General features: G+C 38.6%; 17 protein-coding genes and 1 rRNA gene. 3 read left to right on the forward strand and 15 right to left on the reverse strand.

Going from position 1 to position 17,827, the window contains the following annotated elements; translation table 11 throughout:
• Positions 1-14: 14 nt before the first annotated feature.
• The 5 genes from FFM66_RS10235 to FFM66_RS10255 form a co-directional block, all read right to left on the reverse strand.
• Entirely contained in the window at positions 15-485 is a 471-nt protein-coding gene (locus FFM66_RS10235; protein WP_137605858.1) for a V-type ATP synthase subunit K, read from the reverse strand.
• A complete protein-coding gene (locus tag FFM66_RS10240; RefSeq protein ID WP_137605859.1) occupies positions 482-2,461 on the reverse strand; it encodes a V-type ATP synthase subunit I in 1,980 nt (659 codons plus the stop codon). Before FFM66_RS10240 ends, FFM66_RS10235 begins: the two co-directional genes overlap by 4 nt.
• Complete coding sequence (locus FFM66_RS10245) at positions 2,451-2,771, reverse strand: hypothetical protein (protein WP_137605860.1); 321 nt, start codon at positions 2,769-2,771, stop codon at positions 2,451-2,453. The genes FFM66_RS10240 and FFM66_RS10245 overlap by 11 nt, the downstream gene beginning before the upstream one ends.
• Positions 2,772-3,241: 470 nt before the next feature.
• Positions 3,242-4,504 carry a GntP family permease gene (locus tag FFM66_RS10250; protein ID WP_137605861.1) on the reverse strand — a complete coding sequence of 421 codons (1,263 nt, stop codon included), beginning with the start codon at positions 4,502-4,504 and terminating at the stop codon, positions 3,242-3,244.
• Positions 4,505-5,650 (reverse strand): glycerate kinase family protein, encoded by a 1,146-nt coding sequence (locus tag FFM66_RS10255; protein WP_137605862.1) that lies wholly within the window; start codon positions 5,648-5,650, stop codon positions 4,505-4,507.
• Between the two features lie 156 nt (positions 5,651-5,806).
• On the opposite strand from FFM66_RS10255, the gene FFM66_RS10260 reads away from it, so the two are divergent.
• Positions 5,807-6,907: a CdaR family transcriptional regulator gene (locus FFM66_RS10260; protein WP_161526999.1), complete on the forward strand. Its 1,101-nt coding sequence runs from the start codon at positions 5,807-5,809 to the stop codon at positions 6,905-6,907.
• 209 nt (positions 6,908-7,116) lie between these two features.
• Here the strand turns inward: FFM66_RS10260 and ahpF are convergent, their stop codons facing one another.
• Both ahpF and ahpC read right to left on the reverse strand, forming a co-directional pair.
• Positions 7,117-8,652, reverse strand: a complete 1,536-nt coding sequence (gene ahpF, locus FFM66_RS10265) for an alkyl hydroperoxide reductase subunit F (RefSeq protein ID WP_137605864.1) — start codon at positions 8,650-8,652, stop codon at positions 7,117-7,119.
• A 12-nt stretch (positions 8,653-8,664) separates the two neighbouring features.
• Entirely contained in the window at positions 8,665-9,228 is a 564-nt protein-coding gene (ahpC, locus tag FFM66_RS10270) for an alkyl hydroperoxide reductase subunit C (protein WP_137605865.1), read from the reverse strand.
• A gap of 264 nt (positions 9,229-9,492) precedes the next feature.
• On the opposite strand from ahpC, the gene FFM66_RS10275 reads away from it, so the two are divergent.
• Entirely contained in the window at positions 9,493-9,765 is a 273-nt protein-coding gene (locus FFM66_RS10275) for a hypothetical protein (RefSeq protein ID WP_048605288.1), read from the forward strand.
• 45 nt (positions 9,766-9,810) lie between these two features.
• On the opposite strand, the gene FFM66_RS10280 is transcribed toward FFM66_RS10275, so the two are convergent.
• Both FFM66_RS10280 and FFM66_RS10285 read right to left on the reverse strand, forming a co-directional pair.
• Positions 9,811-10,560 carry a class I SAM-dependent methyltransferase gene (locus FFM66_RS10280; RefSeq protein WP_048605289.1) on the reverse strand — a complete coding sequence of 250 codons (750 nt, stop codon included), beginning with the start codon at positions 10,558-10,560 and terminating at the stop codon, positions 9,811-9,813.
• A gap of 10 nt (positions 10,561-10,570) precedes the next feature.
• Positions 10,571-11,197: a thermonuclease family protein gene (locus FFM66_RS10285; RefSeq protein ID WP_237579235.1), complete on the reverse strand. Its 627-nt coding sequence runs from the start codon at positions 11,195-11,197 to the stop codon at positions 10,571-10,573.
• 202 nt (positions 11,198-11,399) lie between these two features.
• On the opposite strand from FFM66_RS10285, the gene FFM66_RS10290 reads away from it, so the two are divergent.
• Complete coding sequence (locus tag FFM66_RS10290) at positions 11,400-12,749, forward strand: amino acid permease (RefSeq protein ID WP_048605356.1); 1,350 nt, start codon at positions 11,400-11,402, stop codon at positions 12,747-12,749.
• A 24-nt stretch (positions 12,750-12,773) separates the two neighbouring features.
• Here FFM66_RS10290 and FFM66_RS10295 read toward each other — a convergent pair whose 3' ends face one another.
• The 6 genes from FFM66_RS10295 to rrf form a co-directional block, all read right to left on the reverse strand.
• Positions 12,774-13,514, reverse strand: a complete 741-nt coding sequence (locus FFM66_RS10295) for a class I SAM-dependent methyltransferase (protein ID WP_137605867.1) — start codon at positions 13,512-13,514, stop codon at positions 12,774-12,776.
• Positions 13,498-14,508 carry a zinc-binding dehydrogenase gene (locus FFM66_RS10300; RefSeq protein ID WP_137605868.1) on the reverse strand — a complete coding sequence of 337 codons (1,011 nt, stop codon included), beginning with the start codon at positions 14,506-14,508 and terminating at the stop codon, positions 13,498-13,500. The genes FFM66_RS10295 and FFM66_RS10300 overlap by 17 nt, the downstream gene beginning before the upstream one ends.
• 16 nt (positions 14,509-14,524) lie before the next feature.
• Entirely contained in the window at positions 14,525-15,508 is a 984-nt protein-coding gene (locus tag FFM66_RS10305) for a hypothetical protein (RefSeq protein WP_246038439.1), read from the reverse strand.
• On the reverse strand, positions 15,501-16,352 hold the full coding sequence (locus tag FFM66_RS10310) for a hypothetical protein (RefSeq protein ID WP_137605869.1): 852 nt from the start codon (positions 16,350-16,352) through the stop codon (positions 15,501-15,503). Before FFM66_RS10310 ends, FFM66_RS10305 begins: the two co-directional genes overlap by 8 nt.
• 137 nt (positions 16,353-16,489) lie before the next feature.
• The gene (locus FFM66_RS10315; protein WP_137605870.1) at positions 16,490-17,539 is read right to left on the reverse strand and encodes a DUF1002 domain-containing protein; all 1,050 of its coding nucleotides are present in this window, start codon (positions 17,537-17,539) and stop codon (positions 16,490-16,492) included.
• A gap of 215 nt (positions 17,540-17,754) precedes the next feature.
• Positions 17,755-17,827 (reverse strand): 5S ribosomal RNA (rrf, locus tag FFM66_RS11570); the annotation flags it as partial.

The following is a 17,827-nucleotide window of genomic DNA, read 5'->3' on the forward strand; positions in this document are numbered from 1 at the left end:
CATTCTAGTAGGTACTAGATGCTTCCCAATAATAAGAATGAAATAACGAATCCTAAAATGGCGTACATTTCTACCATAACCGAAAACATAACACCTTTAAAGAAATGCTCAGGTTTCTTCGCTAAAATTTGAATACCTGCAGCGGCAACTTTCCCTTGGGCAATACCCGAAAATAGTCCGGTAAAAGCAACAGGAAGCGAAGCACCGAAGTAAGCAATTCCGTCTATTGTAGACATATCTCCAGAAAGACTCCCGAAAATCATTGCAGCAATCGCGAAACCATACAATCCTTGGGTACCTGGTAAAAGCTGAAGAATCAATGCTTGTCCAAATTTTTCTGGTTGGCTGGTGGTCAATGCTGCGGCTGCTTCCCCAGTCATTCCCACACCTTTTGATGATCCGATTCCTGAAAAAATCGTCGCCATCCCCATACCTAAAATTGCAAAGATCATTCCACCTTGGTTCTCAATCAAATACTGTATCATTTATCTTTTCCTCCATTTTCTTCTTCAAAATTCATATATTTTTCCTCTGGCTTGAAGGCTTGAAATGGTCGCCCACCACCAGTATAAAACTTGCCGAAAAATTCTACATATTGTAAACGTGCTGCGTGAACATAGGCGCTCAACAGAGATAAGAAAATATTTAATCCTTGCAAAGCAATCAATAAAAGAATCCCGATTGAAAAACGTGCTGCTGGCGGCATGTAGCCGACGAGCATATTAAACGCCGCCGCGATACTTCCCCCAGAAATTCCCAATGCCATCAAACGGCTGTAACTGACAAAATCGCCGATATAGCCGGTAACCCCATACAAGTCATATAGTCCCATAAAAAAGCCACCAACTTTGGATTTAGATGTAATCATTGGAATCAAAATAACGAATAATGCGCTAAATGCCGCAATAATGATTCCGATTGTTGTCATAAGACTTGATTTAACAACTAACGAACCGGCTGCCGCCACTAAGATACCGGCCAAAATTCCCTGCCAAGAAAACCCTTCATTAATTGCTGCCAAGTAATCCTTGCGCTTGATATTTTCCCTTGCTGCTAAAAACAGCCCGGTAAAAATCTGCAGTCCGCCGAAAATCATCGAGATTCCGAAAATTGCCATGAAATCTTTTGAGGGTGCAAGCAGATGGAAAGGTAAATCCGCCCCAAAGATGCTCCCATAAATCAGTCCCCAAGCAATGGTCGGAAAAGACAATAACTGAAACAGCTTCATAAAATTCATCGTCCCTTTTGGCAGAGTCAGAAATTTTATCGCAAGTGTCGTTATCAAAAGCATAACTGCTCCATACCCAGTATCAGCTACCATCATGCCGAAGAAAATCAAGTAAAACGGCATCATCCACGGAGTAGGGTCGATTTCATCGTATTTTGGCAAGCTATACATCGCCGTTAATATCTCAAAAGGCTTTACCAACTTGCTATTCGTTAATTTCGTTGGTGCTTGATTTTGTGCAATCTCGCTTTTTGTTGGATCTTCAAAAGAAAGATACACTTCATTTTCAGGAAAGGCTCGCTGGATTTTTTTGGTGATTTTTTCACTGTCTGCTGCGGCAATCCAACCACGGATCACTATTAAGTAACGAGACCGTAAAGAGCCTTGTTTGGCAACTTCACGCGCTTGTTTGGCTAACAGCACTTCTTCGGCTAATTGCAGGTCAGCAACCTGTGCTTTTTTTTCACCGATCTGTTTTGTCAGTAGTTTGCGTTCCTTAGCTAGAGCAGTCAGCTGCTGTTTTGCTTCTGCCAACACCTGCTTTGGTTCTTCCTCATGAAAAACGGTTTCCAGTTTAACACCAAAATGTTGGAAAATATTCTGAACAAGGGTCTTTTCTTCTTTAAGATAAATCAAGCTAAACAGAGTTTCTTTCGGTTTTGTCGTGATAATCTCAAAATAAAACCGCTCATTTTCCAAAAGCCTGGTCCGTAATTCTTCCCATTGCTCATTTGCAATTGACCCAAAGACATAGGTGGTCGTCTTAAGGGTTGATTCACTTGGGGCAATATCTAAGCTCTGCCAATCAGTTCCCCAATCCTCTGCCTCCAAATACGTTTTTTCCTTTTGTTGGTTGTTCTCCCACGCATCTTTCAACAAATTGATTTCTTCTAGCAAGTGAAGTATTTTTTCCTGATCAAAAGTGGCTTCCAAGGAGTCCAAAGTAGTTACCGAACGCTTCAATTCCACGATTTTTTGTTTGGCATCTCCATGATTTCTGATAAATTGAATTCCTTCACGAATCGATGCAAGCAATTGATCATAGCGATGTGTATCTTCCGTTGTTAAAAGACTGCCTTCTGGAAAATAGGCCTTGATCCAAGTTTGATTTTCTTCATGATTCAAGACGTCTTCAATCTCTAATTGCTGTGTTCCTTGAATAATTTGAAGAATTTTTTCTTGCTTTTCCTTTTCGGCGATGATGGAAAGTTTTTTTAATGGACTAACTGCCATAGGTTGTCTTCACCCTCTCTAAAATCTCGCCAACGATTTGCTCGTGCTTTGCTTCATATTGCTCTCGGTATGCCGCTTTTTTTTGTTTGGCATCCGCAAGCAACAGCTCTTTTTCATTTTGAAGCTGTTGCTGTTCCTCTGTTTCCACCTGATTGACTTTCTGGATACGCGCTGTTTTTAGCGCTGCGGTCAATTCTTGGAGCTCCTGTTCCTTTTGCTGTTGGTGTCGCTTAATTTCTGCAACTGCTTGTTGGTATTTTTTTTCGTTCTCAATTTCTGCTTGCCGAATCCGCTCCAAAGCTTCCTTCAATTTCTTTCCTCCTTTACAAAAAAACGTGCTCCTGTTTTTAAGAAGCACGTTCGGAATAAAAAGGCACTTCAAAAAATGTTCTTCTCACCCCTTGAAGAACGCAATCCTTGAAGTATTTCACTCAACCCTTTTTTTAATTATTCAATTGTCTACAAGTAATATCATAACAAAAAGATCACTAGAAATCTAGAATTTTATTTTGATTTTTTTAATCATAAAGTCATTAATAAGTCATGTAAATTAGTATTGGTATAAGCAAGCACGAAAAGATTTACTGGCTATCCATTTTTCACAACGATTAAAAATAAGTAGATTTTCTAATTTGATAATAAAACACTAACTCAGTAAAATTAGTTTTTTCTAGTGGAACGGTATACCTCATTCGTGTCAAAAATAAAAATTCACGAGTTGCTCATTTCTTTTCTCACATATTTTTTTAATATCTTTCTCGTTAAAAAATCTCATGATTTCTATCTAAAAATTAAATACCATACAATTGATAGTGTCGTACTGGTTAATCCAATAATAGCTTCAAAAGGAATTAATTTCATTCTTTCTTTGATATTAAGTTCAACAGATCCTCCAGTTGCGTGAAAAAAAGAACCATGAGGTAATGAATCTAGAACAGTAGCTCCTGTATGAACCATAGCCCCTGCAAATAACGCTGGAACTCCCTCTTTTAGTAACACTGAGGAGAATGTTTGAGAAGCAATGGTGGAACCAGCTGTGGTAGATGCTGTAGCTGCCCCCATAACAATTCCAGCAATTGGGGCCAAAACGAAGGAAGGAAGATGCATCATTTCTAGGAGATTAACGACATCCCCCTGAAGAGCAGATGCCTTGATAATTCCCGCAATTGTCCCTGTTCCAATCAATAATACCGAGACGCCTATAACTTTTGTCAATCCAAATTCCATGTATTCAGGGAACTTCTTCACTCTACCGCAAGCTAATGCAGAAATAAACCCGCCTACAGGTAATGCGATTAAAGGATCAATGACAACATTAAATAAAGGACGCAATGCTAATAAAAGAATAACAGCTACAGGTCCAGAAATAGCCGCTCCTATTTTTGGTAATTCTTTATTCTCTACACTTTTATTGTTATAGTTTTTTTCTTCTTTCATTGTTTTTTTAGTTAAAAAGGTAGCTAAAACAATCGTCACAATTAATGCCCCGATTGCTGGAACAATATTTACGGTCATTAAGGATGTCAAATCTAATTTGAAACCTTCAGATACTGCGATTGTATTTGGATTTGGAGAAATGATGTTTCCTGCTTTTCCTCCACCAATCATGGCTAATAAAACTGACGCTTTGTTATATTTGACTTTATTTCCAATCGCTAGTGCAATTGGTGCAACAGTAATTACTGCTATATCAATGAATACGCCAACAGCACAAATGACCATTGTCGCAACTGCAATCGAAGCAATCGTTCTTTTCTCACCTAATTTATTTACGATGACCTCTGCAATTTTTTCTGCAGCACCCGTTTTAATCAAAGCACCGGCTAAAATCCCTGATGTTAAAATTCTTAGAACAGAGGACATCATACCTTGTGCACCAACTATCATGACGTCTACGGTACCTACTAAATTTCCACTACCAATCAGACCGCCTATAAGTGCTCCGATTATTAAACTATAGGCAGGCTGTATTTTTTTTATAATTAAAATAATTGAAAGTGCTAATCCTAATAACGCACCTAATGTAGTAAATGTGACTTCCATTTATCGTTCCTCCTTAGATTTTAACAAACGCATTGTTTGTTCAACGGTATCACTTAAGTTTAACTTTGTATTTTTAATTTCCATTGCTTTTTCTAGCGTTGAAATTTCCCTTAGAATTGGGAAAAATGCATCTATTCCATGATTATTACACTCTACAGCATCATGTGTTGCGCTTCCGGAAAAGGCAATAACCGTTTTTCCGAATTTTTTTGCGAGCCGCGCAACCCCGATAGGTGCTTTCCCCATAGCTGTTTGATAGTCCAATCTGCCTTCTCCTGTAATGACCAGATCCGCACTAGCAAGCTCTTCTTCTAATTGAATCGTTTCCAAAACTATATCTATCCCTGATTCTAATTTCCCACCTAAAAAAGTATTAAACGTAAATCCCAAACCGCCAGCAGCGCCAGCTCCAGGAAGTTGCGGATTCGAATAGGGGTACAACTTCGAAGCAATATCAGAAAACGCTATCAAAAGATTATCTAGTTCATCAACCATTTCTGGCGTAGCGCCCTTTTGCGGGCCGAAAATTTTGCTACTTCCCTTTTCTCCAAATAATGGGTTCGTAACATCACAAGCAATTTGAAATGTGCACTCTTTCAACACACTAGGTACATTCGTATTATTAATCGTTACTAAATCTCTTAATCCAATAGCACCTAAGGCTATTGGTTGATTTTTGTTATCTAGAAGATCAAAGTTCAAAGCTTGTAACATTCCGGATCCACCATCGTTCGTTGCACTTCCACCTATGCCAATAATGAAATCTCTGCAGCCCTTTTTTATCGCGTCCATAATAATTTCACCCACACCGTAGGTAGTCGTGTACAATGGATTTCGTTTTTCTTTAGGAACTAGAGTGATTCCAGCCGCCTCAGACATTTCAATTATTGCTATCTTTTCATGTTCAATAATGCCATATTCAGCATTCACTAAATTTCCAAGTGGTCCAGTAACTGGGATTTTAATTCTTTTTCCACCCATTCCATCAACGAGCGCGTCAACCGTACCCTCACCTCCATCTGCTAAAGGTTTGATGATGATCTCTGCTGTCGAATATACGCGGCGAATACCTTCTTGTATTGCGTACCCCGCATCCATAGAAGAGATGCTTCCTTTAAACGAATCAATACTAATTATTACTTTCACTTATTTGTCCTCCACAAAAAAACTTTTTCAGCAAGCGCTTACCTGCCATTAAGTGTAGCAAAAGGAATTTTCTAATGATATAGTATGTATAATAATAAATTTATGTTTTTAATCATTAAATGTAGTATGTATAACAATATGAGGGTGGTATTATTTGTGCAAAGTACTATTGATAAAAATCTAGCTGAACAAATCGTTTATGCAGTCAAGGAAATATGCGGATATGATATTAATTTCATAGATAATAATGGTATCGTTTTTTCGAGTACCGATGAATCTAGAGTAGGTAGTTTTCATGAAATTGGCAAAGAGGTTGCAGATCGAAGAGAAAAAATTGAAGTTATGGTCGATGACGAATATAGAGGAACCAAAAGAGGTATAAATATACCAATTTTCTATGGAAATACAGTCATTTCTATTATTGGAATAAGTGGAAAACCATCGGAAGTTAGAAAGTATGGGTATCTTGCTGAACGGATTACAAATTTATTGATTCAAGAAAAAAATATGCAAGAAACTAAATTTGATAAACGAGAACAAATTCATTTCCTAATCAATACCTTAACACAAGGAACTAACTTGACCACAGAATATCTTAAAAAATTAATTGCCCAATGGAATCTGGATATAAATACTGATATAAGAGTTATTTTATTTCATTTAAATTCAGATAATCCAGATGTGAATATTTCCTTTTTTGAACAAGAGATTATTAACTATTTTAGTAAGTATGAAATTAAATTAATTACTTATAATTATCCAAATGAATATCTAGCTCTTGTTGATTCAAACATATTCACTGAAGAAGAATCATCTTTTAGAACTTTTGCAGATAAATATCAAGGAAAAATAAAAATAGCTAGTGGAAAGAGTTGCCACCTTCTACAGGCAAATGAGTCCCTTCGAACTGGACGAATCGCCTTAAAAAGTTTGAATGATTATATAACTAACTATATAAACTTTGATGACCTATCACTTGAAATTCTTTTTTCATCTTTAAGTGCTAAAAAGATTGATTTATTTATTGATAAAGTACTAGGTGATTCTCTCAACCAAAATCAAATAGAGATTTTGACTGTCTATTTCAAAACAAATATGTCTCTTCAAGAAACTTCAAAAAAATTATTCATCCATAAAAATACGTTGCAATACCAATTAAATAACATAGGGAAGAATTCCGGGTATAACCCAAGAAAATTTTATGATGCCCTTATGTTATATTTAGCTCTAAATTTATTACGAAAAAAAAATTCATAATGAGTTCTTTTTGTTTGAACACAAGAACTGATTATAGATTGTTTTGGACATAGATTTTTTGTGTTGCTTAATTATTACGCATGGTTATAAGTCCATACCTGAAAAATATACCTAAAAGCACCTAAAATTGCCGATTTTAGGCGCTTTCATTAAGTGTTTCTATTAATAAATTGAGAGATTAAAAACTCGCTGAATAAGCTTTATAACATCTAGTTTTCCTGACGAATCAGATAATCAAAAGCACCTAATGCTGCGGTAGCTCCTGAGCCCATAGAAATAATAATTTGCTTATAGTGGCTATCGGTACAGTCACCTGCTGCAAAAATACCATCGACTGCCGTTGCTCCTTGCATATCAACAATGACTTCTTTTCGTTCGTTCAGCAGGTCTGGCTTCAACCAATTAGTGTTTGGTACAAGTCCGACTAAGACAAAGACACCGTCAACAGACAAGTTTTTGTTTGCTCCCGTCAAACGATCTGTGTATACCAGACCGGAAACCTGTGCCTCCCCCAAAATTTCTTTCGTGGCAGCATTGGTGATTACTGTCACATTGGGAAGGTCTGCGAGTCTTTTTTGGAGAACCTGATCTGCTTTAAGCTCTGGCAAAAACTCTAAAACAAAAACCTGTTTAGCATAACCCGCCAAATCAATTGCCGCTTCAATGCCGGAATTTCCTCCACCGATGACCGCCACATCTTTTCCTTCGAACAAAGGACCGTCACAATGCGGACAATAGGCAACCCCTTTATTTCTCAACTCTTTTTCGCCGGGAACATTGATATTTCGCCAATGAGCACCCGTCGCTAAAATCGCAGCCTTTGTTTTTAGAACAGCCCCATTTTCTAGCTCGACTTCTATAAGATTACTATCTGTCTTACGGATATCTTTTGCCCGTTGCCCCTTCATAATATCCACTGCATATTTTTGTACATGTTCTTCTACTTGGTGCATCAATTGGGGACCTTCTACATAAGGTGTACCGATCATATTTTCGATACCCAAAGTTTCCAGCACTTGTCCGCCAAAAGTTTCCGCCACTAAACCAGTTTTGATTCCTTTGCGAGCGGCATAAATCGCTGAACTGCTGCCGGCAGGACCTCCACCAACGATTAAGACATCAAACAATCCTTTCTCATCAAATGCCGTTGCATCTGCAGGACCAGCAGCTTTTTCCAGCAATTGTTCAATGGATTGTCGACCACTGCTAAATTCCTTTTCGTTGAGATAAACGGTAGGGACAGCCATGATTTTCTGCTCATCAACTTCTGCTTGATACATGCTCCCCTCCACCATCGTATGAGTGATCTGTGGATTAAGTACCGCCATAATATTTAGTGCCTGAACAACATCCGGGCAGTTATGACAGGTCAGACTAACATAAGTGACAAAATGCAATTCTTTCTTGATTTCACGAATACGTTTGGCCACTTCCTCATCGATTTTGGGAGGTCGACCACTGACTTGAAGCAATGCCAAAATAAAGGAGGTGAATTCATGTCCCAAGGGTAAACCAGCAAAGGCGATGCCGCTTTTTTCGCCAGATTTATTCACTTCAAAACTTGGGGTTCGTGACAAGTGGTTTTTTTCAATCGTGATGCGAGGCGTCATCGCCGCCACTTCCTCTAAAAATTCAGCCACCTTTTGCGAATCAGCATCCCTCCCTAAATCTGCAGAAAAAACGATATCTGATTCAAGCAACGCCAAATATTGTGCCAATTGTGTTTTCGTTTCATTATCCAGCAATCGTCTCGCCTCCTAAATTTTCCCAACTAAATCAAAGCTAGGTTTAAGGGTTTCGCCACTTTCTTTCCATTTTGCAGGACAAACTTCCCCTGGATGAGTACGTACATATTGAGCCGCCCGAATTTTATCAATCAGAACACTTGCATCACGACCGATTCCATCCGCATTGATTTCCAATGCTTGAACGATTCCATCAGGATCAATAATAAAAGTACCCCGTTGCGCTGCTCCTTGTTCTTCTTCCAAGACATCAAAAATTCGGGAGATATGGTGGGCTGGATCACCAATCATGGTGTATTCAATTTTCCCAATGGCATCCGAATGGTCATGCCAAGCTTTATGTGTAAAATGGGTATCCGTTGAGCAGGAGTAAACCTCCCCACCCAATTCTTTTAATTTACCGTATTGTTCTTGCAAATCTTCTAGTTCTGTCGGGCAGACAAATGTGAAATCGGCTGGATAAAAACAAAGAACCGACCATTTCCCTTTGAAATCTTCATTACTGACTTCAACAAATTCTCCTTGATGGTATGCTTGTGCGTGAAACGCTTCAACTTCTTTTCCAATTAGTGACATCTCAAGTCGCCTCCAGTATTTTTTTGAGAATAGTTCTCCATAAATGAAAAAATTTCTCGAGAAACTAGATAAAATCAAAGAAATAATCTTTTCTAGTTTAGAATTAGTATAAAATAAAAAACGTTCTATGAAAACCCTTTTCCGAACTTTTGTCCTATATTTTCAAAGTTTTTTAAACGTCTTTATCGATTAACCACTCAAAAGTGTTTATTCATACGCTTTTTCTCCAAAAGTGCTATGATAAACTTAAAGAGGCGATGAGCGATGGCTCTAACAGTAAAACAAACGGAAGATTTTCTTACTACACAAGTTTCAGGAATTACGGTAATGGACGTATCGGTAGAATATCCAGATTCTAAAGAAGTGCTCTATATTGAAGGTGAGCAAGAATATTACCTTTTCATCAACGAAAAAGAGCACTACCTATTTACGGATGGAAAGAAAAATGTCAAATTGGAAAAAAGCGAAGACGATCCTGATTTGTCAGAAGAAACCTTCCTTGATCGTATGGTAAAGGTGATTCTATCAGAAGAATAAAAAAGATTGGCGAAAAGACTTTTAAAAATCTTTCCGCCAATCTTTTTATTTCTCCCCACAAGTTGCCCAAAATGAGGGGACGTTGTAGTCGTGTAATCGACCTTGACCATTGGTATCTTCATAAAGATCAAGTAATTTAAAACCTGCTTTTAATTGTCCTCGAATTTGTTCGTCCAAGGTATGAGAAAATTGATAGCCCCATTCTTTTACATCCCACGTCTTTAGCAGCTCCGGGTCTTTTAAAAGATTAAATGGTAATTTGTGGGTCAATGTCGTTTCTGCTTCATCAAAGATAAAATTCATGCCATTATCCAATCCAGCCAATAATCGGCCACCAGGTTTCAAAATACGGAAGCACTCCTCCCACACCGGTTGCACCTCCTCTATATAACAATTGGATACCGGATGAAAAATCAAATCAAATGTTTCGTCCGCAAAAGGTAATGGTTGCGTCATATCCCCCTGAATCATTTCAATCGAATAACCTTCTCGATCCGCCACCATTTTTTCTGACTGAATCTGTTTTTCAGAATAATCTAAAACTGTACATTCTGCTCCCAAGGCGGCAAAAATCGGCATTTGCTGTCCACCGCCGGAAGCAAGTCCCAATATTTTCTTTCCCTTCAGATCTGAAAAAAACCATTCTTTGGGAACAAGTCTATTCGGTGTCAGTACCATTTCCCACCGACCTTGTTTTGCCTCGGCAAAAATTTCAGAAGAAATAGGAATTCCCCATTCCCATCCGTCAGTCACCCAGCCATTAATTACCTGCGCATTTTCTTTTGTATAGTCCATGATTCTCTCCTTACTGCTCCTCGAACATATAATAACCTTTCGCTGTCTTTTTCACGTAACCAGATTGCGACCAAACACCGCGTTTTTCATCTTGTGCTTTTTGTTGTGCGGCTAACAACTCTGTTACATATGTTTTCCCACCATCATTGACGTAGCGAACAACCGCCAAGCCGTTTTCAAGTAATTTATCCTGCAACAATTCATCTCCAACATACACGTACGCCAGAAACCGTTGGTATTGATCTTGAACCTCTCCTTTATCGAAAACAAGACTTACTTGGCCGCGGGTCAACTGCTGCTTTGTAAAATCGCTAGCTTCCTTTCCGAAAGGTTGAACTGCAACTCCTCGTTTGACACTTTCGGGCGTATCTACCATTAACAGCCGTAATTTATATTCCTGTCCTCTCGCCATGAAAGCAAAGGTATCCCCATCCACATTGCGAATCGTATTAACTTTAATTTTTTCAAAACGTGGAGGATCACTAAGATCAACTTCATCAATTTCACTAGATACAGCACTTTTTTCTACGCTTGTTTGAGAAATTTGCGGTTCCTGTTCCGGTAATAAAAATTGAAAAAAGAGAGCCAGTAGAACGAGCAAGATACCGCCAAATGTCAGTGTTTTTTTCTTCTTCACGTTAGCCTCCCTACAACCATTTGCTGGTTCCATGCTATCATTTTCTATTTCATGAGACAACTCTAGAATGAGAAATAATAGAAATAATTCTGATAATTTAGTAAAAGAAGAGCAATAAAAGTTGAAATTTTCAGAAAATTCACGTATTATTCATTTTGGCTTAGGAAACACCTGCTATTATTTAAAATTAAAGGAGCATTTCATGGAAAATAAATTACAAAAGAAATTACATTCCCGACATGTGACCATGTTGGCTTTAGGCGGTGCAATCGGCGCCGGATTATTCAAAGGAAGTGGCGAGGCGATCGGTTTGGCCGGCCCATCTGTTTTGTTGGCCTTTTTATTAGGTGGCTGTCTGCTTTACAGCATTATGTCTTCTGCAGGAGCCTTGGCAATGAAAAATACCCATGCTCGTAGCTTATCGGAAATCGTTGAACCCTATATCGGAAAATTTTCCGCTTATTTCACGGATTGGCTCTATTGGACATTATGGATGATCAATGTGATTGCTGAAGCTGTTGCAGCAGCAAGTTTTATGCAACTCTGGTTTCCCAATACGCCAGCCTGGATCTTCATCTTGGGAATTTCTTTGATCACAACTTTGATCAATTTTTTGTCCGTCCGTATTTTTGCTGAAACAGAATTTTGGCTGACGGTTGGTAAAATCAGCGTGGTACTATTACTGATTGCCTTTGCCGGCTTCTTGGTTGTTCAGCAAATTTTTGGCGAAGGATTTTTCCCTACAATGCAATCCATGACGACTCACGGCGGTTTCTTCCCTCATAAACTGCAGGGATTGTTCAACTCCTTGTTACTTGTAATCTATTCTTACGGTGGTACTGAGTTGATTATTATCGCAATGGGGGAAACCGAAGATCCTGAGCGTTCGATTCCTAAAGCAATCCACAGCGTCATTTTTCGAATCATCGCCTTTTATATCGTTCCCATGTTTCTCTTATTGATTATCTATCCATGGCAAGAGCTTGCACAATCTAATGTTTCACCGTTTGTGATGGTTTTTGAAAAAATGAACATTCCTTTCGCCGCAGATTTAGTCAATCTCGTGATTGTTCTGGCTTTATTTTCCTCGATTAATTCGGGAATCTATGCCTCCTCACGTATTTTGCATCTGCAACTTTCAAAATCAAAACGTTTCAGCAAACACATGAAGCTGAACAAACATGGCGTGCCAAATCGTGCGGTGATGGTTTCTACAGCCACTTTATATGCAGGTGTCCTGTTGTCCTATATTTTTGGTGAAGAACTCTTTACCTATCTTGTTGGGAGTTTGTCCTATACGGTTCTTATGATCTGGTTGATTCTTTGTATCGCCTATTTTAACTATTTACGGAAGTTTTCTACTTCAAAAATCAAACGCGGAATCAATTTACTGACCTTAGTCAGTTTAGGTGGGATTTTTCTGGCAATCTTCTCTTCCAACAATCCGGCAGTTACACTAGTCACCGCTGGAATTTATGGCTTGATCGTCGGTTCTTATTTTATCTCCCGCAAGCATTCCCTCTTAACAGCAAACTCACAAGAACTTCCATAAAAAAAAACCGGCAGTCGACGTTTTTTACGCATCGACTGCCGGTTTTTTCCAAAGCAATAGCTGAAATTCGTGGATTCGTTGGTTGCTCATTTCATCTGAATCACCAAAAAATCGTTCTTCATGGCTTTTTAACTCTCGAAATGAAAGTTGATCTTGAAAGTATTCTCGAAAAAAATCTCGAGAAATCGATTCTTCGTCTTGATATTGAAAAGACTGCTTTGAATAACTGATTTTTTGTTGTTGGAGCATTTCCTCATAGCTTTTCATCAAGGATTCTTCCGCCATCCCAGAATTTTCAATTGAGGTAAAACAATCTTCTGAGCGAGTCATTCGTAAAATCAGGCACCATTTAGCAGTGATTCGATTCATTTCTAGCAAGTCCTCGACTTGTAAAAGTGCAGGATTCATTGCTGAAAAAACAACAGAGAAAGAACTCTCAGGCGTTTCAGCAAAAAAAGCGGCCTGATCCGAACATACCAACCGCAAATTTTCTGCTGGAGTCTGCTGCCTTGCGTAATTTAACATCTTAGGGGAAATATCGACTAAAGTATAGGTCGTCACACTAGGTAAAAAGGTGGTGACATATCGACCGGAACCCCCGGCCAAATCAAGAAAACTATTGGTCGGAAATACCCCCGTATTTATTAAATAATGGTACATATCTTCTGCAATTGGTAATGCTGATTCTTGCTGGATAGTAGTATATTCTGATGCAAACTGATCCCAAAATTCTCGGATTTCTTCTAAATCAGGCAATGATTCCACCAGATAGCACCACCTTCCCAGGGTGTCCTTTTTGAACCAACGAAAAAGCTTCTGCTAAATTTTTTTGTGTGATGCCATCAGTAAATTCTTTTCTTATGGTAGACGTAAGTTTACCATTTTCCACCAAATCAGCGATTTTTTTAAGAATGATGCCCTGAGATGTTCCTTGAGAGAAATCTGTTTTTGTAAAAACATGGACCCAGTCAAAAGAAACGCTTAGGTTTTTTAATGGATTCAGATCCAGTGATTCTGCCGTATTTACGATTGATCCAATCCGTCCAAAGGGTTGAATTAAAGCAGCAAGTTGCGGTAAATACTCGCTACTATCATAGAAGCAAGCAATAAAATCAAACTTCAGCTGAGCGGGCAATTGTGAAGCTAAATCTTGGTGATAGTCCAAGCAATGGTCGACTCCATTTATTTCGAGCCAAGAAAAATGTTTTGGACTCGCTGTTCCATACACTTCCAAACCACACCATTTGGCTAATTGGCCCGCGATTGATCCGACACCACCTCCGGCATTGATCAATAAAATCTTTTTGCCGGAATTGGTATTTTCTTCAGGAATCAGTTGAAATTTTTCAAACAATAGTTCCCAAGCGGTCAAACTTGTCAATGGCAATGCCGCCGCTTCACCATCTGAAAACGTGGTAGGTGCAAGTGCAACCAATTCTTCATCCACTAATTGATATTTTTGATAGCTGCCCTCTCGTTTCGTGGTTCCCATGTAATAAACACGTTTCCCCAAAAAATCGGTACTCACTTTGGAGCCCATCGCAACAACTTTTCCCACCGCATCGTACCCTAATACTTCAGTTTGATTTTCTGGTATCAGCTGTTGCCGCTTCAAATCAATAGGATTTACTGCCACAGCCCCGATTTCTACTAATAAATCATGAGCCGCCAATTCTTTGACTTCCTGTGTGCCAGAAAGAATAGTACCAGAAAAATCACCATCTTTATTCGTTTTACTACAAAAAACGGTATTTTTCATCTTTTCACCTGTTTCATTAATTGCTGCGAACCATCAAAGGAACGAGGAATGGATAGCTTGTGAAAAAATCAAGCAACGACCGTTTCCGTTGATCTGAATCGATAAACAGCTTGGTATGTCCGTTTTCAAAACCGGAGATTAGTAATCGTTGATTTTGATCCAATAGCACCTCATAAGAAACTCCAGAGTTTTTCTCAAAATCATAATCCGGGTTTTCCATCGCAGTAATAAAAATTTCATCCAATATTTTTTCTTGAAGCGGGTATTCACTTTCCAGACTTACAGCTAGCGGTTGCGTGTTGTCTAACAAGCTAGGTTGAACAACGAACTCCAGTTGACGAAAATGGCTCAATAACAAATTTAGGTCGTAATTAACCAGAGAAAGTTGATCTTTAGAGAAAATCTTCTCTGCATGCCACAGTCGGATCAATTCCAAAAGCTGCTCGTCATCCACCGCCACTTCCATTGAATCTGGTTGAATCGTAAGCAACGGCATAAATTCTGTCGTAAATTTTTGGTCGAGGGGAATCAATTTGAAACTAAACAATAGTTGATCTTCAGCATTTAATTGATAGCGCAAATAGAAATGCTTCGTTGACCAGATATCGTAGGCAATTCCAGATGGCTGCAGTCCTACCGTCGCCAATGGTTTCATCAGCTCGTAGGAAAAATATTCCAGCAAGGTTTTCTTAGCAATAGGGGAAATTCTTTGATCCGTAGAAAGTAATTCCTTGTATTTTGCCAATAACTGATCAAAATCTGCCTCCATTAAAGATTTCCGCAAGCGCAGATCCGCCAATTCCTCCTCTGCTGCTTCGATCAGGCGAACAATTTCCTGCCTATCCGTCTCTTTTGTCTGGTAATATTCTTCTACAGGAGTCAAAGGTGCAGTCTCTTCGACAACAGATTCTTCGGGAAGTTCTTGATTTTTCAGTTCATTTGTTTGAGTTATATTTGTTTCAGAGGAGAGCAATTCATCTTTTTCTTCAAGGTTACTCATCAGCGTTGCCTCCTTCAAGGTAATTTTCTAAAAACGTCGTCAATTGTTGGTGCATCGGAAGAATTCCGCCAAAATAACGGGTAATCAAGCGGGTTTCTTTTTCAACGATGGCGCGTTTTAGCCGTGTCCGCATATATTCTTGTTGCAGATATTCTTTTTCTCTGCCTGCTTGGGATTGGTTTTCAATAAAAGGCAGCCATTCCGCCTTTTTCGCTTCCAATTTTTCCCGTTGATCAATAATCTCCGCCAATTCTTCATCAACTTTTCCACGATTAAAGAACCCTTTTGAATTGCCAATGGCTGTTTCCTGTTGCTTCAATTCTTTAATTTTTTCTTCTAATTTCGTAATTTCCGATTGTGCCGCAATTCGTTTAGCATCTAACTCATCCATTTGTCGTTCAATCGCCGTCAGTGCATCCTGTTTTTCTTCATTAAATGCTTCCCACTCCTGATCAATCGCCGGAATCACAAAAATTTCCGGAATACTGGCATCAATCCCTATCGTGGCCCGTTCATGATAATATTCACCGATTTTATAATAATGAATCGTCTCGGAAATTTTCTCATAATGCACCATAAATGGAAAGGCAGCCATAAAACGGTCATGGATTTTTTGCGTCAATAGCTGGTCGATTTCATGATGGGCATTGGATGTTTTTTTCAATTCCTCATGCAATCGACCATTATATATCCGATAAATTTCTGGAATATTTTCCTCTTTGATTGCTTCTTCAAATGCCTGAAGATCCTGAAGTATTTGTGTAATATTTTTTGAAGCAACCTCTTTGATCTCAGCAAAAGTTGCTGAACTTGTTTCATTTGTTTTCTGCTTCTCAGCTTCCATACATTTACCTCCTAAGGTAAGACTCCCCTTAATTTTATCATTAAACAGCTTAAATGTGTATTTTCACTCTTTGCAAAATTAGATAAAAAGAAAAAGCTTGAAAATGAATCTCCATGATCCAATTTCAAGCTTTCTTTTTAATTAAATAACCCACTAAAGAAGTCTTTCACACTTTGCCACAGATTAGCAAAAAAGCCTTGATTTTCTTCCAGTGTTCCTTTTAACGTATCGCCGAATTTCCCCAACTGATCTGTCAAATCATTGACCGTATCCTTGAATCCGTCACTGATTTTATCAAGCTGTTCCAAAGACTCTTTGTCCAGAACCCCATCTGTTTCTTGATACTTTTCTGCTAAAGAAACCAGCTTTTGAATATCTTCTTTTGAGATATAATCACCAAGATTATTTTTTGCCAACGCATCATTGACGATTTTCTCAACATCTTCCTTAGTAGCCAGTTCTCCCTGCTTTTCTTTCAGCTCGGCTAATTCTTTTTTAATATCTACCAGCGTTTGATTTAATTGTGTTTTGTAGGCTTCATTGGCCTTTTCTTTATCCGCATCACTTAAATCTTCGCTTTGATTATTCTCACTGGCATTTTTGACAATCGAATCAGCGACAGCTGTAGTTGTATCCAATTCTTCTTGCGCCAACTGAGCCCGCTCTGGATCAACAGCCTCACCATTTGCCGCAAAAGCCTTATAAACGCCTGTTAGCGCACTTTCACCAGTTACTTTCACCACACTACCGACTTTAATTGTGGCATCTGTCACTCCAGCAGTAACCAGTGGATTCTTATATTGATCAGCGGTAATCAATGTGATATTTTCTGGTGTTACGATATCAACAGTGATTCCTTCTCCCTGATTTTCACGACTGACTACAACGGAACTGAACATCACGCTATCTTGACCACTACCATAGCCTAAATATTTTACTAGGTCATCTCCAGTAGCTACTTCGACATTTACACTATCGATGTCTTTTATTCCTAAAATATCCATCGTTTGCGCTTTTTGATCGCCAGTCAAAGCTGCCCCCATTACAAATGTCGGCTTTCCCCAACGTTCATTAATGACCGTTTCAGAATCAGAAGATGTTGCAGCATTTACAATTTGATTTGAATGGAATATACCGCTAATTCCTAATAAAAGACCTATTGCCAATCCTAATTTTATTTTTTTCATAACGACCTCCTGCTCAATTGTTATCCTTATTTTACCCTTTCTCACCTCCTCTGAAACAGAAAAAAGAAAAGATTAATACTTTATTTAAGAACATCAAAAAAATTTAACTTATTACAAAATTGTATGAAACAACAATCCGATTTGCACTTTTTAACATCGAAATGAAAAGCCAACATATAAAAAAAGACCAAGACAAATGTCTTGATCTTTTAATCGCGTGGCGACGTCCTACTCTCACAAGGGGCAACCCCTCACTACAATCGGCGCTAAGAAGCTTAACTTCTGTGT

Source organism: Enterococcus songbeiensis (assembly GCF_005405265.1).
Taxonomy (GTDB): domain Bacteria; phylum Bacillota; class Bacilli; order Lactobacillales; family Enterococcaceae; genus Enterococcus_C; species Enterococcus_C songbeiensis.